We start from the raw sequence: 15,321 nt of genomic DNA on the forward strand, positions 1-15,321 counted from the left end.
ATGGGCGGCGTTCGCCTCACTTAAATATATACAGCCACAGAGCGACAACCGTTGATCTGCGGTCTTCTATAGACGTGCGGAGCACACACCCCATGAGCTTTCCCATACGAAACTTCTCTCCTCCCGCTTACCACCTCGTCGATGCCACCCAAGAGAGCAGTCCAACAAAACCTGCATCCAATACCCAATCACCCTCCGGCAGCAGTGACCTGGACCACCGTAATTCGCTGATCCTGACACTGGCCGGCCTGGAGCAAGGCATTACCACGGGCCGTATATCCAATGAGCGGATTTTTCCAGCCTTGCAGACGGCCAAGATCCACCTGGCGCCGGATGCGCCACACTCAGGCCCGACCCTACACATCAGCCTTGCGCAATACATCACCGCCAATGGCTGGAGCGTTCCGCAAAACCGCGAAGAGCTCAGCCAACTCAGGCAGACCGTATCGTCCCTAGAGCCCACAGCCACCTCCAATGCCTACGCAGTCATTACCGAGCAGGTGGCCAGGGCCAATCTGGAGAAAGCCAAGTTCAAGTCCATTGCGCTGGATACCGCGGTGGCATTTCCCGATGTGCGCCAAGAAGCCAAAAAGCTGGCGCAAGCTATTGTGTTCCAGTTGACCGGAACCCATGTGGACGCCGACAAGACCTATTTGAATCGGTTTGACGCATCACAATCTGCGGCCACCGTTACCGGTTGGGAACACTTGAAGGAAGAGCCCACTTCATCCATCACGTTGACCGACGCGGTATTGAAGAACTTTTCCGAGCACGACGGGATTCCCGGCACTCTGGACTCGGAAGCAGGTTTGTATAAAGACGGCCCCGGGCAAAGCCAAAAAGCCGGCTACGGTGCTCATAACCAAATCCCCCTGAAGCCTTCGGACTTCATGAAGGCCCTGTGGAAGTCCGATTTCCAGACGAGCATGTCCGAAAAAATCCACAGCTTCTGGAAAGACCACGCCGACGACTACCGCACCGTTCAGAAAGGCATATTCATCTATAAGGCCGGCGAGCAACTCAAGGCCCAGGAGGCCAGGCTACCGGCTGAGCGAGCGCTGCAGCCGGCCGAGCATGAGTTCACCCACAGCGACTATCAACGGCTGATGAAGGCTGTTACCGGTGAGGCATTGGCTGAAGACCAGCCCCTGACCGTCGACAAGCTGCAGGCGAAATCCCCGGTAAGTGGCGACGTCCAGGTCCATACCTTCGATATCAATGGTTTTCAATCCAGTGACATTGTGCGTTTTACCCTACCCGGGGAGGGCTCCCCAAAATATGTCAACGGTCGGCTGGATGGCGTGCAGATTCTCTATATCCCTGATGCCCAGCCGGCTTTTCTCAAGTTCGCCTCGCTGGAAAAAATGGATCAGTGGGTCAGCGAGCAGGCCAGGACGCCCCAGTCGCGCACCGCCCTGGAGTCGCACTTTTCCCTGGCTGATCGGCAGAACAGCGATACCGGGGGATTTGGCAGCACCTTGCTCAACGCAATAGTACCGCTGAGCTCCCTGGTGCCTGATATCCGTCCCAAAGATGGCCTGGATACCACGTTGGAGTACCTCGGTACGGCAAGTGTCAGCGATCAGGAGGGCAGCGTCATTGACCGCGGCAACTTCGCGATCAAGGGCGATGTGTTCAGCCACATGGCGGACCTGAGCCAGCAGCGCATGAACAACGATGCAGACACCGCGATCAAATCCAACAGCCAAGTCACGCGTGACACCTGGCTCAACGACATCTCGGTCGGAGCACAATTGCTGCTCAAACTGGCGCCGTTGGGCGCACCGGTCGCCGCTGCCGCCGTGGTCGCAGGCCTCACGGAAATTGTACTGGGCAGCGAAAAGGAGGCGTCGGGCGACACCCAGGCCGAGCGCCGTGATGGGGCGTCGAAGACGTTCGACGCAATGCTCAACACCTTGTTCTCTTCCGTGGGTACCGGCTCGGCAGCCGAAGACCCCTTTGCACTGCCCACTGAAGAGCCGGCAGTCCTTGAACTCGCCAACGCGGGTGTCGATGTGCCCAATCTGTTGCGACCGTCACAAGCGGGCAATCTGAGCGCCTATGTCGTCGCGGATGGCGAGGCATTGCTCGCCAGGAGCACCCTCAATAGCAAAGGGATTTATCAATTCAAGGACGAGGCGGGAGCCGATCGGTGGTTTATCCGTTACACCGATCAGTCAGGTATTGCCAATACGTATGAGATCAAAAGTGATTTCAAACTCAGTGACGGTTACGTCCAGATTGTTGACCCTTTGACGGGTAAACCCGTACTGACCGTCGAAGCGGGGGCGAATGGCGAATGGCGTTCGAGCAGGATGCTTGGGGGGAACAAACAAGCCAAGGGTGTCAACGCTTCCCGAGAACGCCCGGCCGGGTCCGGCCCGCTGGCATCAAGCTCAGCGGCGAATCAAGCATTGGTCAATCATCAGGATTGGCAATCGATCGTCGACTCGGGCACCTACAACGGCAAGCCCGTTTACATTCACTACACCAGCAAGGCAGGTTCAGAAGCCATTGCCCGCGAGCACAGTATCAACGATCTGGCGCGTGGTGAACGGCGCGCTGGTTCCAAGGGCGGGGTGTACGTTAACCCTCCAGGCCAGCAATTCAACAGTGAAAACGTTGAGAACCTGCTGTTCCTAGGCAATGAACGCTACGTGGGCAGTGGCGACTATATGGTGATATTCAGCTCTGAGCAGGCGCCCACGGACCTAGGCCCGGTCACCGCAGGCAGTCCGTTTGTTGAGCTTAAAATGCCCAAGGAAATCAAGCTGACGCCGTCGAACTTCCTGTATCTGGGGACGAACACGTTCAAGGACTATTTCCAATGAAGGCTGCCACCCTGGGAGGGTGATCAATGCCGCACTCAGAAAAAGCCCCCACTCAACCCACTGCGGATAGGGGACGCAATGGGCCGGGCGAGGGCTTTTTGTTCTGCGGTATTACTGCGCGATGGTTTTTACCGAAACGCCACGCTCGATCGGGGTCGAGCGCCCGTAGATATCTTCAAACCGCTCGATATCGTCCTCGCCCAGGTAACTGCCCGATTGCACTTCGATGATCTCCAACGGGATCTTGCCCGGGTTGCGCAAGCGATGCACCGAGGCAATCGGGATGTAGGTGGACTGGTTCTCGCAGAGCAGGAACACGTTTTCGTCGCAGGTCACTTCGGCGGTGCCGCTGACCACGATCCAGTGTTCGGCGCGGTGGTGGTGCATCTGTAGCGACAGGCACGCGCCGGGCTTGACCGAGATGTGCTTGACCTGGAAACGCCCGCCCATGTCCACCGAGTCGTAGGAGCCCCACGGGCGGTACACCTCGCAGTGGTTCTGGGTCTCGCTGCGCCCCTGTTCGTTGAGGGTGTTGACCATCTGCTTGACGCCCTGGACCTTGTCCTTGTGGGCAATCATCATCGCGTCCTTGGTTTCCACCACCACGATGTTTTCCAGGCCAATCACCGATACCAGCTTGCCGTTGCCGTGGATCATGCAGTTCTTGCTGTCCTGGATCACCACGTCGCCCTTGGTCACGTTGCCGTTGGCGTCCTTGTCGTTGACCGCCCACAGCGAAGCCCAGCAACCCACGTCGCTCCAGCCGGCACTTAGCGGCACCACGCAGGCGCGCTGGGTTTTTTCCATCACCGCGTAGTCGATGGAATTGTCCGGGCAGCAGGCGAAGGTAGCTTCGTCGAAGGTCACGGTGTCGGCGGTGTGTTCGCTGCGCTCCAGGGTCAGCACGCAGGTGTCGTAGATGTCCGGGTCGTGCTTTTTCAGCTCTTCGAGGAAGCGGCTGGCGCGAAACAGGAACATGCCGCTGTTCCAGAAGTAACCGCCGCTCTTGACGAACTCGACGGCGCGTTTTTCATCGGGTTTTTCGACGAACTGCTGCACGCGGCTGACACCTTCGGGCAGCAGTGAATCGTTGGTGGACTTGATGTAGCCGTAACCGGTTTCCGGGCGGGTGGCCGGCACGCCGAACAGCACCATCTCGCCACGCTCGGCGGCCACGGTGGCCAGGGCCAGGGCGCGTTGCAGGGCTTTTTGATCGTCCAGTACGTGGTCGGCAGGCAGGACCAGCATCAGCTCGTCGCGGCCTTCGTTGACCAGCATCATCGCGGTCAGGGCCACGGCCGGCGCGGTGTTGCGCCCGAACGGTTCCATCAGGATGCGCTGGTTCTCCAGCTTGCGCGCGCTCAACTGCTCATTGACGATAAAACGGTGGTCTTTGTTGCAGACGATGATCGGTGCGTCCATGCCTTCGAACACCAGGCGCTCCAGGGTTTGCTGGAACAGCGTGTGCTCGCCGGTCAGGGCGAGGAACTGTTTAGGGAACTGTTTACGGGAAAGCGGCCAAAGACGTGAGCCGCTACCACCGGAAAGGATTACTGGGATCATGTGTTTCTCCTTGAATCGATTTGGGTCAGAGCTACGAAGGTTTGTCGTTTCACTCTTGTTTTTGTCTCGGTCCTGAGTCGACACGCGGACAGTGTGGGAGCTGGCTTGCCTGCGATAGCGCCTTCAAGACCGCCATCGCTGGCAAGCCAGCTCCCACAAGGGGGCGTCTCAACTCAGGGAAATCATCAACGGGTCGACACGGGGCGCTTGACCCACACTGGCGACAGGTTGCTGCCGGAGCCGGTGACATACAGCACCGCCGCCTCACCACGTTCCAGGGCCACCGGCTTCACGTCGCCAACCTTCTTGTCGCCGTCGTACAGCGCCAGGCTGACCTTCACCGGGTTGATCTCGCGCTCGCCACGGCCCTTGGCGGCCACGGCCTTGACCACGTCGGTCTTGCCGTCGGCGGTCTTGAGGGTCAGGGCCTTGTCGCTGAGGTTTTGCACGCGCACCAGGGATTTCTGCTTGTTCTTGAACGGCGGTTCTTCGATCAGTTGCGGCTGGCCAGTGCTGCTGTTGACCAGGGTGTAGTAGTGATCGGCGGCCAGCTTGACCGTGACGTTCTGGCTACCGACCTTGGCGCTATAGTCGCCGCCCGGCAGGAAGCTGAAGTCGCTGCTGGCCAGCGGTGCCACATCGCTCAACGCAGTGTTGCCGACGCTGGCGCTGACTTCCTGGTTGCTGGCGTTGAACAGGCGCACGAAGCTGGAGCCCTTTGGCGCAACGGGGCCGTAGAGGGCGGCGTCACCGGCGAAGACGGACATGGATACGAAGCTCATGCCGGCAGCCAGGGCCAGGGTCTTGGCGAGACGACGCGGATTAGTAGTGAAAGTCATGTGAGTTACCTCTCTTTCAGTTTTGCGCCCGGTCGGGCGTCTCGGATTTTTCGGTTTTAACAGGGGTGTTGCTTGCCATGTTCTGTTGGCGCGTACCGGCGTGTTTGAGCTGCGCGACCCACTTGGGGTCGGCCTCGCCGATTTCGTTGTTCACCGGTAGATAGCGTTCAGGAAACTCCCAGATCAGCACTTGCGGCGGGCTGTTCTTGAAGTCAGCGCTTTTCAGGTAGCTGAGCATCGGCAGGATCGGGCCGTGGCCGTCTTCGGAGTAGTTCACCACTTCGCTGCCCAGGGCTTGCTTCAGGGCACCGACGAAGTTCCAGTTGGGGTTGGCGCTGTAGCTGGTGCCCACCAGGGCCACCGGCATTTCGCTGTCGGCAAACAGCGCGTCGTCGCCTGCGGCCTGGGCCTGCACCGCGTGGGTCACGCGTTTTTGCAGGGGCTCCTTGGGCGGCATCAGGTTTTCGAACAACGGGTCCAGGGGCAGGAACAGGCGCAGGTCACCGCTGTGGGGGGCGGTGCCCTCGGCGTCGGTGACAAAACGCTGGGGTTCGCCGCTGAGCAGGGTCTTGGCGTTGATCACACGGGCCAATTGCTTGGCGGCAACTTCGGCGCCATCCGGGGTCCAGTGGGTGTCGGTGCGCAGGAACACTTGCTGGCCATGGAGCTTGGCCTGTTGCAGCGGGCCCAGCAGGTCGGGGGCGAGGATCTTGTCGGCGGCCACCCGTGCATGGAAGTCCTGGTAGAGCCCGGCATGAATGCTCGCCGGCTGCACTTCACCCAGGTGCTCGGGGTACAGGCGCACCTTGGCCGGGACAATCGCCATCACCAACTGCACGCCCTTGGCCTTGAGGGTCTGGCGCACGCCTTCGACCAGGGCGTAGTTGTCTTGCAGGTTCTGCTCTTCGTTGACGGCGGGGTTGAACTCTTCGTCGCTGTACAGCCAGTGATCGCGACCCAGCACCACGCCGGGGCGGCCTTCGTTGAACAGCTTGTAGTCCAGCGCCGCCCAGAGGTTGGTGCCCAGGCGCTTGATCGGGAACTCATCGTCGTAATGGGTTTCGACCGCCTTGGCCCAGCGCCCGTTGAGCACGGTGGCGTCGGCGTTGGTATTGAAACCGAAGAAACTGCGCACCGACCACGCGCCCAGGGCCATGAGCAGGGCCATGAACAGCGCGGCGTAGAGGATGCGGAATGAACGGGTCATGGTCGGCTCCCTCAGAATTGGAAGTAAAGGAACGGCGAGAAGCTTTGCGCCGAGAGTTTGAGAATCGACGCCACGAACAGCAGCAGGATCAGGGCGCGCATGGCGTAGCGGGGCCAGTCGGCGGTCCAGTAGGCCGGTTGCACGGCGGCGTTGCTGCCGACGCTGAAACCGGGCTCCTGGATGCTGCCGGGGTTATCCCCAGGCACTGCCTTGATCAGGCTCGGATCAGCCGGCTTGGCCTTGTCGGCCGGGCGATTGCTGTAGAAGTCGCGCAGGCCGAAGAACGCCAGCGTGGCGTAGGCCACCACCATGGTCGCCACTTGCAGGCCCGTCAGGTTGGCGCGGTTGAGTTCCGACAGCGACCACTCGCCAAAGCTGAACATCGCGCCGTACATGCGCCCGGCGACGTGCAGGTTTTCGGCACGGAAGATCACCCAGCCCATCACCACCAGCAGGAAGGTGAAGGCCCAGCGCACCGGGTTGAAACTGCGTGGCGAGGTGTTGAGGCCGATGGCTTTTTCAATCGCCAGCCACATGCCGTGCCAGGCGCCCCAGACGATGTAGGTGATATTCGCGCCGTGCCACAGGCCGCCCAGCAGCATAGTCAGGAACAGGTTGCGATAGGTGGTCAGCGTGCCTTTGCGGTTGCCGCCCAGGGTGATGTACAGGTAATCACGCAGCCAGGTGGACAGGCTGATATGCCAGCGCCGCCAGAACTCGGTGATCGACTGGCTGATATACGGCTGCTTGAAGTTCTCCATAAAGCGGAACCCCATCATCAAGCCCAGGCCGATGGCCATGTCGCTGTAGCCGGAGAAGTCGAAGTACAGCTGTGCGGTATACGCCAGCGCGCCGAGCCAGGCGTCACCGGTGGTGGGGTTTTGCAGGGCAAAGCAATGATCGGCCACCACCGCCAGGGTGTCGGCGATAAACACCTTCTTGATAAAACCCTGCATGAACCGCGTGCAGCCCTCGGAGAATTTATCCAGGGTGTGGGTACGGTTGTTGAACTGGTCGGCCAGGTCGCGAAAACGCAACACGGGGCCGGCAATCAGGTGCGGGAAGATCGCCACGAACGCCGCAAAGTCGATGAGGTTGCGGGTGGCCGGGGTATCGCCGCGGTACACGTCGATGATGTAGCTGATGGACTCGAAGATGTAGAACGAGATCCCGATCGGCAACAGCACATGGGTCAGGATAAACGGCTCCAGGCCCGCCGATTTCATCATCAGGTTGATGCTGTCGACACCGAAGTTGGCGTACTTGAAGTAGCCGAGGATGCACAGGTCGACCGCCACGCCGAGCAGCAGCCAGCGCTGGGCCGGTTTGGTGCGCACGCCCGCGGCACCGACCTTGAGGCCGATCCAGTAGTTCCACAGGGTCACGGCGGCGAACAGCGCCAGGAAGTCCACTCGCCACCAGGCGTAGAACACGTAGCTGGCAATCAGCAGCAGCAGATTGCGATAGCGTTGCCCGCTCAAATAGTACAAGCCGAGAAAGATCGGCAAGAACAGAAACAGGAACACATTGGACGAGAAAACCATCCCGATCTCTCCATGTTTAACCAACAGTCAAGGGCCAACGGCCCCCCCAAACCCCCCACGAAAAACCGGGGAGGGTGGTACTACATTTGCACTGACGAAACGGGGTCTCTGTGGGAGCTGGCTTGCCTGCGATAACGGTGTGTCAGTTGAAATCAATGCTGAATGTCAGACCGCTATCGCGGGCAAGCCCGCTCCCACATGTGTAACCCGTTCCATCAACTGCCTTTTTCATGCGCCGGGTCGTAGACCTTGGTCAGGTCGCCACCCAGGCGGAAGGTCTTGAACGGCTGCATCTCGTGCTTGCGCTCCAGTACCTCCGGGGCGCAGGTGTAGAGGGTGCAGAAGGGCTCCAGCCAGGCGAATTTCGAATCCTGCTCCAAATCCTGCATGTCCTGTTCCTTGCCGTTCTTCTGCTCGAACAGCTGCGGATCCTTGACCCCGGCCAGCACCTTGTCGCCCAGGCGCTTGAGCGCGCCGTTGTTTTCCGGGCGTACGTCCACGCCGTTGACCAAGGCGAAACTGGCGATCATCGCCAGTGGCGGCAGCGCATAGTTGTGGTAGGCCAAGGCCCGTTGCTGGCGCTTGAGTTCATTGGGCAGGTAGCCCTGGGCGTCAACCTGGTTGGCGCCGACCTTGTATTCCTTCACTGCCCAATCGAACAGGTCGCGACGGTTGGTGGCGACGGACGTGGCCATCACCGACCAGGCGGCCCAGTACGAGTGGTTGTTGGTTTTTTCCAGGGGCAGGTTGTCCCAGTCGCTGACCACTTGCTCGGCCAGTTTGTTGAACCAGGCTTCGATCAGCTGCGATTGCTGCGGGTACTTGGCCAGCGGTTGCGACTCGGAAAACTTCAGGCGCACATAGGCCGACGCCATGCTGCCCAGCGCCCATTTGCGCATCGACTTGCCGGTGTGGTTGAAGTCCTTGGACATCAACGCATCGGCCTTGGCCCAGCTCACCAGCCAGTTCAACGTGCATTGCAATTGCTCCGGGCGACCGTCGCGCATGAACTGCATCACCCGCTTGCTGGTGTCTTTTTCCAGCTTGGTGATATCGGCGGTACTGTCGCGAAAGGCTTTTTCCGACTGCACATTCAGGGTCGAACGGGCTTTGTCGGAGCCTTCGTATTTGCTGCGAAACTGCAGCGAGCCGGTGTAGGGCGTGGGCATGGCGTCGCAGTCGTTCTTGAAGTCGCCGGTCTTGAACGCTTCAATCGGCGCGAAGTAGCCCTGGGGCGGACGCAGCGGTGCGGCGGCGTTGACGTGGCCGGCAAACATCGCCAGGCCGAGCAACGTTGGAATCAATAAATTCTGCATAGGTAACCTCATTGCCCGGCAGAGGCAGTCTGTTGACCACCCGCTGGGAATACGTTGCGTGTGCAAATTTTCGCTTCGACTTTCTGCGCCGCAGCACCCGCTTCGGGGCCCTGCACTTCCACGGCCAGCAGGTTCTGCGAGGCCCAGTCTTCATCGGTGCGCAGTTCAAAGGCGAAACGCCCGTCTGTCTCGGATGTCTCGGGTTTGTCGATCTTGATGTCCTCGTGGCGCCCGTTCATGTACCAGAGGGTGGCTTGCAGGGTTTTCACCGAGGGATCGGCGAAGCGAATGTCGACCTGGTGACGGCTGTTGCGCAGGTCCATGTTCTTGCTGTTGACCATCAACTCGTTCTTGCCCGGCTTGAGGGTGGTGCTGGCGCTCATCTGCGCCGGCTTGCCTTCGCAGCCGTTGTCGAGCAGGGCCATCATCTGGCGGTAGATGGTTTCCTGGTCCAGGCGATACAGCGGCGAGAATTCCCAGATCAGAATCTTCGGTGGGCTTTTCTGGAACTCTTCGCTGCCCAGGTATTGGATCATCGAGCCTTCCAGGCCGCCGCCGGGGAAGGCGACGTTAAGGATGTCGGCACCGATTTCCTGTTCCAGGAAACCTGCGAAGTTGTAGTTCTTGCCGCTGTGGCTGGTGCCCACCAGGGTGATCTGCGGGTTGCCGGAGTCGCCGAACAGGTCGCCGTCCGCCGCTTCGCCCTTGGGCTCGGTGCTGAACTGGTCCATGTACTGGATCGCGTAGCTGGTGCCGCACAGTTGCCCTGCCATGTTGTGCAGGGTGCCGGTCTTGCCCATGCGCCCGGATTTCTTGGTCTCGAATTCGCGCTGGGGGATCCCGGCGAATTCAGGCATGGCGCGCACTTTGGCGCCAACGATTTTCGCAGTGCGCTGGGCGCCATAGGGGGTCCAGTGCTGGTCGCCACGGAAGTAGAAGTCATGGGCCGGCAGTTCGTCCGGTAATTGCTCGTTGGTCAGCGGCGACAGGTCCGGCACCACATAGCCCATCTTGGCAAAACGCCCGAGCATGCTCTTGTAGTTGCCCAGGGCTTTGTCGAAGTCAAAGCGCGCTTTCTCTGCCGGGTTGAGCTTGTTGCGGTTCACCAGGCCACGGGTCGGCTGGTAGACCACCACCAGTTCCACGCCCTTGCTCTTGAACGCGTCGTGCAGTTGCTGCATGCGTTTGTAGCCGGCCGGGGTGGTGTCGAATTCGGTGCGCAGGTCTTCCTGGGTACGGAACAGCCAGTCGCCCTGGGCCTGTACCAGGGTGGTGAAATTCTGCTGGTAGCGGGTGGTGTAGTTCTTTGCGTCGTGAGCCTCGGGGCACAGGTTGCAGCACGGCTCGGCGGTAAAGCTCGGCGCCTTGGCTTCATCGGCGCGCACGCCGCTGCTGGCGGCCAGGATGCCGAGGGTCAAACCCGAGAGGCTGAGCAGCTTGATCATGTGTGGGTGCATAAAGGTCATCCTCAGTCCTGCAATGGGGTCTGGCGTTCGACAGGGTCGATCAGCACGGCTTTTTTCTGGCGTACCAGCAAGTCGAGAATCTCTTCCTGGCGCTCGCCCAGAACGCCGGAGAAGCTGATGCCACTGGATTTGGTCGGCGCGAGCATCGACACGCGGTACAGCTCGATGCTCAGCGGCGAGTCGATGGACAGCGGCCCGCTGCCATTGGCCGCAAGCTCGCCGCCGACCACGATCAGCGAGACCTTGGTGTCGAACGGGTCGAGCTCGATGTCGCGGTCGGTGTCGGTCAGGTCCTTGATATGGCCGTAGACGCCGGTCAGGCCGTTGGCCATGGCGAGGTTCTCGTACAGGCGGATGTTCACGCTGTTACGGATACGAATACCGTGGCGGCGGTTGCTGATCACCTTGTTGCCCCACAGCAGGTTGTCGCCGCTCTCATAGAGGGTGATGCCGTCGGTGTGGTTGCGGTAGATCTCGTTGTCGGCGATCAGGTTGTTCACGCTGTTACGGTCGATCACCAGGCCCGAAAGCTTGTTGTCGTAGCTGCGGTTGTTGAAGATGAAGCTATCGTTGACCTCACGGGAAATAATGATGCCGTGCTTCTTCTTGGTGCCGTACACAGTGTTGTCGGCAATGATCAGGCCGTGGGAACGGTCGTGGGGGTCGATGCCGTAGACGATGTTGTCTTTGTAGGTGCTGCCCTTGATCACAAAGCCTGTGGTTTCGTAGCAGTAGAAGCCGTACCACATGTCCGAGAACTCGGAATCGACGATCCAGCCGGTGGGCTCCGGGCGCTTGAGGACCTTGGCCATGTTCGGCGTGTACTGGGAAATACTCACGCCATAGGACTTGCTGTTGGCATAGCCGAAGCTGGCCATCTTGCTGTTGACGATGTAGGTCTGGGTGCCGCCCCAGGCCAGCAGGAACGGGCGGAATTCCTTGGGCGAGCGGAAGGTCGCCGGGCCGTTGGTTTTCTCGCGCCAGCCGGTGATCTTGGTGTCGCGCACAAACAGCTGGCCGTCGTTGACCAGGAACGCGCCGGCCTCCTGGGACAGGCGCAGTTCCTGGGTCTGTTGATCGATTTCGAGGATGCCTTTTTCGCCGACCACAATCGGTAGCTTGGCCAGGAACACGCCGGGCGAGGTTTCGCTCAGGTATTGCTTGGGCACTTTCTGGAGCAGGTCCTTGAGGTTCATGTAGCCGTCGTCGATAAAGATCGCCTGGGGAATGCCGTGCTGGCGCACCACCCATTCGGCCATCTTGTTGTCGCCGCCGATAAAGTCCTTGAGGGCGTTTTCCTGCATCATCCGGCGCACGCTGACCTTGCCGGCCTTGCTGCGCACGATTTTCTTCGCCACGGCTTGTGCGGTGTAGCCCGAGAGGTCCGGCAGCGCCGGCTTGGCCAGCTCCAGCGGCGCGGTGGGCGGGCTGGTGATGGTGTAGGTCTTGGCCTGTTGCAGTTCCTTGGCGATGGTGGGCGCCTTGACCTGCGGCTCGACATTGGCAAAGGCCGGGGCGCACGCCAGCAGCATTGCCGCAGCGAGCAGGGCCGAGCCTTTGAGGGCGTGAGGATTCATTGCGCAGGCTCCCATCAGAAACGCCAGATCACATCGACAAAGGCGCGGTGCATGTACGAGTCGACTTGCTTGCCATAGGCGTCGCCCGGTTTGAACACGCCGCCACGAAAGCGCACCAGGGCCGACGGTTCGTCGATCGACTGGCTGAGGGCGGCGGGCAGCAGGCCCTTCTTGAAGTACTTGGTGACCACCAGGTCCATCTCCTGGCCGAGGTCTTTCTTGCCGTCTTCCAAAGGCAGGGAGGCGCTGGACAGCACGGCGCCGGTGACGTCGTCGTAGTTGTTCTGCACCGCGTCGATGCCATTGCTGCCCACCGGCTTGTTACCGTCGACACGCCAGAACTTGTGGTAGACCAGGCTGGCGTCGTAGTCGTCGCGCAACTGCCAGGAACCGAACAGGCTCATGGACTGCATGTTGTTCATCTCGCCGCGAAACGCCTCGCCAAAACGATGCACCCGCGATTGCGTGCCGGTGAAGTTCGAGCGGTTGCTTTGCAGGCCGTTCTGTTCGTAGTCGGCGCTGGCGCGGGCATAGGCCGCACCCACTTGCCACTGCGGGTCGAGGCGCAGGCGCACACCGAGGTCGGTGGCCCAGCCATCCACATCAGTATTGCGCTTGGCGTTGGCCGGGCGGCTGCCGTCGGCGTTCAGGGCGTTGACGTTGCTGCGCTCGCCCTGCATGCCGGTGACGCTGGCCCAGTAGTTGACGCTGTTGGTGTTGCGCCAGTTATAGGCGTCGCTGTTGGCCTCCAGGCCGAGCCAGGTCAGGTCGCCGTTCTGGCGCTTGTCCAATGAGTCGGCGGCCACGCCCGGTTGCGGGTAGTCGAGCTTGCCGTCGTCATGGCTGTGATGGCCGCGCACGCCAACCCAGTGGCCCGGGGTCCACTGGTAGGCCGCGTCGGCGTAGAAGTGCTGGCGGTCCTTGTCTTCGGGGGACAGTTCCTTGAGGTCGGTGCGGTACTCGCTGAAGCGCTCGGCGGCGCCGACATTGGCCTTGAGCAGGGTGGTGTCGAAGGTCCAGTTCAGCGCTTCGATATTGGTGTCGCGCCATTGCCCGTCGTCATTGCGCAGGCGTTGGCGGCCCAGCTTGAGGATCTCGCCAGGGTAGGGGGTGAAGCCGCTGTAGCCGACCCAGAACTCGCGCAGGGCCAGGTAGTTCTTCTTGGTCTTGCGGTCGTTGTTGCTCGATTGCTCGGTGGTGTCGTCATCGGACTGTTGCAGGGTGTCGGTCTCGATGATGTCGCTGGACGCCACCGCCTGGCCCATGGCGTAGGCGCTCCACGCGCCGCGCTCACCATAGATCCACGGGCGCACATCCAGACCGATGCCGTTGACGTCGCCGCCGCGCTGGGTGCCGAGGTCGCGGTCATCTTCGGACTGGCCGGTGACTTTCACTTCCAGGCCGAAGTTCTTGTCTTCGGTCAGCGCGGCCAGGGTCGGGCACGACCACAGCAGGGCGAAGGTCAGGCCAATACCGGCCTTGACGAATGGATTGAGTTTCATAGGGTTTCCTCGCCGTCTTCTTCTTGCAGGGCGTGCAGTTGCAGCGCGCTTTGGCTCAAGGCGCCACGGGCGGCCAGCTCTTGTTGCAGCAGGCGCTGGCCCTCGGCGCGCTGGGCAGGCGGCAGTTGTTGTTCGAGTTGCGCGGCCAGTTCATTGGCTTGCGGCGTGTTTTGGGCTTTGGCCAGTTGGCTGAACACATAGGCGTTGAGCGGGTCGGGCTGGGTGCCCTTGCCTTGGGAAAACAGTTGGGCGATAGCAAAGTCGGCGCTGTTCTGGCCGTTGCGCGCGGCGGTCAGCAAATGGTCCAGGGCTTTTTGCGGGTAGACCTGGCCCAGGTAGCCACGGCGGTAGATCTGGCCGAGGTAGTAATCGGCGGCGACTTCCCGGCCCTGGGCTTTCTGAAAGTGCGCTTGCGCGGCCTTGGCATCGGCCGGCACCCACTTGCCTTCGTAGTAGAGCTTGCCCAGCAGCAGTTCGGCGCGGGGCTGGTCGGCGGCGCGGCCGTTGTCGAGGTACTTCATCATTTGCTCGACGTCGCCCAGTTCCGGGAAGTCGTAGAGCAACTGCGCGAGGCTGACCCAGGACGCCGGGTAGCCGGGGGCGATTTTTTCCAGCAGGGCCTGGGCGGTCTTTTCGTCCGTCTTGCCGAGTGACGCATCACCCAGCACACGGGCCACACTGTCGACCCGCTGGGCGCTGACGGTGCCACGGCTGTAGTCGGTCTGCATCTGCTTGAGCAGTTCGGCCTGTGGCTGCGGCTGCTCGCGCTTCTGGTAGACGGTGGCCAGTTCGACGTAGCAGATATCGGTGCTGCTGAGCGCGGCCTTGCAGATTTTTTCGATGTCATCCAGGTGCTGGTCGTAGGTGCCCTGGGTGCGGTACAGCAGCACCTGCGCCAGGCCGGCTTCCGGATAGCCGGCGGTGCGCCAGGTATCGATCTGCTGCTGCGCGTTGATGCTGGGGAAATCGTGGGGGTATTGCAGGTACAGCATGGCCAGGGGGATCAGGGTGTTGCCTTCGCCATTGGCAAAGGCTTTTTTCAACAGGCCTTCGGCTTCACGGTGCTCGGCTTCGGTGGCGCCGGGCTTGGCCACCAGCAGGCGGCCGAGACGGGCCTGGGCGCGGGGCGAGATATCGGCGGCCGCGCGGTAGGTGGCTTCGGCTTGCTTGATCTGCGCCGGGTCGCCGCTGCCGACCTGGATATCGGCCAGGCCGACCTGGGCTTCGCTGTAGCCCAGTTCTGCCAGTTGCTGGTAATTCTGTGCGGCGGTGGCGGTGTCGCCACGCTTGAGGGCTTCATTGGCCAGGCGCTGGTCGGGCAGGCCGGCGCAACCGGCCAGTGTGACGGCCAATGCCAGCAGCGCCACAGGTCGCATGGGGGAGCGAGCTTTTGTAGGAGCTGGCTTGCCTGCGATGCGCGCGACTCGGTTCGCCTGCTGCACCGAGTCGATGCTATCGCGGGCAAGCCCGGCTCCC

At 61.2% G+C, this 15,321-nt stretch carries 10 protein-coding genes; 1 reads left to right on the forward strand and 9 read right to left on the reverse strand.

Annotated features, from left to right (window positions below):
- Positions 1–92: 92 nt before the first annotated feature.
- Positions 93–2,831, forward strand: a complete 2,739-nt coding sequence (locus HBO12_RS06865; protein ID WP_170041771.1) for a dermonecrotic toxin domain-containing protein — start codon at positions 93–95, stop codon at positions 2,829–2,831.
- A gap of 111 nt (positions 2,832–2,942) precedes the next feature.
- On the opposite strand, the gene HBO12_RS06870 is transcribed toward HBO12_RS06865, so the two are convergent.
- The 9 genes from HBO12_RS06870 to algK all read right to left on the reverse strand — a co-directional run bounded on the left by HBO12_RS06870 (position 2,943) and on the right by algK (position 15,221).
- Positions 2,943–4,394 carry a mannose-1-phosphate guanylyltransferase/mannose-6-phosphate isomerase gene (locus tag HBO12_RS06870; protein WP_170041772.1) on the reverse strand — a complete coding sequence of 484 codons (1,452 nt, stop codon included), beginning with the start codon at positions 4,392–4,394 and terminating at the stop codon, positions 2,943–2,945.
- A gap of 185 nt (positions 4,395–4,579) precedes the next feature.
- Entirely contained in the window at positions 4,580–5,233 is a 654-nt protein-coding gene (locus HBO12_RS06875; RefSeq protein WP_169954553.1) for an alginate O-acetyltransferase AlgF, read from the reverse strand.
- Between the two features lie 16 nt (positions 5,234–5,249).
- A complete protein-coding gene (locus tag HBO12_RS06880) occupies positions 5,250–6,440 on the reverse strand; it encodes an alginate O-acetyltransferase (RefSeq protein ID WP_170041773.1) in 1,191 nt (396 codons plus the stop codon).
- A gap of 11 nt (positions 6,441–6,451) precedes the next feature.
- Entirely contained in the window at positions 6,452–7,984 is a 1,533-nt protein-coding gene (locus HBO12_RS06885) for an MBOAT family O-acyltransferase (RefSeq protein ID WP_169954551.1), read from the reverse strand.
- A gap of 215 nt (positions 7,985–8,199) precedes the next feature.
- Complete coding sequence (locus HBO12_RS06890) at positions 8,200–9,300, reverse strand: mannuronate-specific alginate lyase (protein ID WP_170041774.1); 1,101 nt, start codon at positions 9,298–9,300, stop codon at positions 8,200–8,202.
- A gap of 8 nt (positions 9,301–9,308) precedes the next feature.
- Entirely contained in the window at positions 9,309–10,757 is a 1,449-nt protein-coding gene (locus HBO12_RS06895) for an alginate O-acetyltransferase (protein ID WP_169954549.1), read from the reverse strand.
- Between the two features lie 11 nt (positions 10,758–10,768).
- A complete protein-coding gene (gene algG, locus HBO12_RS06900; protein WP_170041775.1) occupies positions 10,769–12,358 on the reverse strand; it encodes a mannuronan 5-epimerase AlgG in 1,590 nt (529 codons plus the stop codon).
- Positions 12,358–13,845, reverse strand: a complete 1,488-nt coding sequence (locus HBO12_RS06905; RefSeq protein ID WP_170041776.1) for an alginate export family protein — start codon at positions 13,843–13,845, stop codon at positions 12,358–12,360. Before HBO12_RS06905 ends, algG begins: the two co-directional genes overlap by 1 nt.
- The gene (algK, locus tag HBO12_RS06910; protein ID WP_170041777.1) at positions 13,842–15,221 is read right to left on the reverse strand and encodes an alginate biosynthesis TPR repeat lipoprotein AlgK; all 1,380 of its coding nucleotides are present in this window, start codon (positions 15,219–15,221) and stop codon (positions 13,842–13,844) included. The genes HBO12_RS06905 and algK overlap by 4 nt, the downstream gene beginning before the upstream one ends.
- Positions 15,222–15,321: the final 100 nt, after the last annotated feature.

Source organism: Pseudomonas sp. WS 5059 (assembly GCF_012985525.1).
In the GTDB taxonomy this organism is placed as follows: Bacteria; Pseudomonadota; Gammaproteobacteria; order Pseudomonadales; family Pseudomonadaceae; genus Aquipseudomonas.

Bases quoted from the DNA above. Each gene is read 5' to 3' on its own strand.
- HBO12_RS06865 (WP_170041771.1), top strand. From the start codon at position 93: ATGAGCTTTCCCATACGAAACTTCTCTCCTCCCGCTTACCACCTCGTC.
- HBO12_RS06880 (WP_170041773.1), bottom strand. From the start codon at position 6,440: ATGACCCGTTCATTCCGCATCCTCTACGCCGCGCTGTTCATGGCCCTG.
- HBO12_RS06905 (WP_170041776.1), bottom strand. From the start codon at position 13,845: ATGAAACTCAATCCATTCGTCAAGGCCGGTATTGGCCTGACCTTCGCC.
- HBO12_RS06895 (WP_169954549.1), bottom strand. From the start codon at position 10,757: ATGCACCCACACATGATCAAGCTGCTCAGCCTCTCGGGTTTGACCCTC.
- algG (WP_170041775.1), bottom strand. From the start codon at position 12,358: ATGGGAGCCTGCGCAATGAATCCTCACGCCCTCAAAGGCTCGGCCCTG.
- HBO12_RS06890 (WP_170041774.1), bottom strand. From the start codon at position 9,300: ATGCAGAATTTATTGATTCCAACGTTGCTCGGCCTGGCGATGTTTGCC.
- HBO12_RS06885 (WP_169954551.1), bottom strand. From the start codon at position 7,984: ATGGTTTTCTCGTCCAATGTGTTCCTGTTTCTGTTCTTGCCGATCTTT.
- HBO12_RS06870 (WP_170041772.1), bottom strand. From the start codon at position 4,394: ATGATCCCAGTAATCCTTTCCGGTGGTAGCGGCTCACGTCTTTGGCCG.
- HBO12_RS06875 (WP_169954553.1), bottom strand. From the start codon at position 5,233: ATGACTTTCACTACTAATCCGCGTCGTCTCGCCAAGACCCTGGCCCTG.
- algK (WP_170041777.1), bottom strand. From the start codon at position 15,221: ATGCGACCTGTGGCGCTGCTGGCATTGGCCGTCACACTGGCCGGTTGC.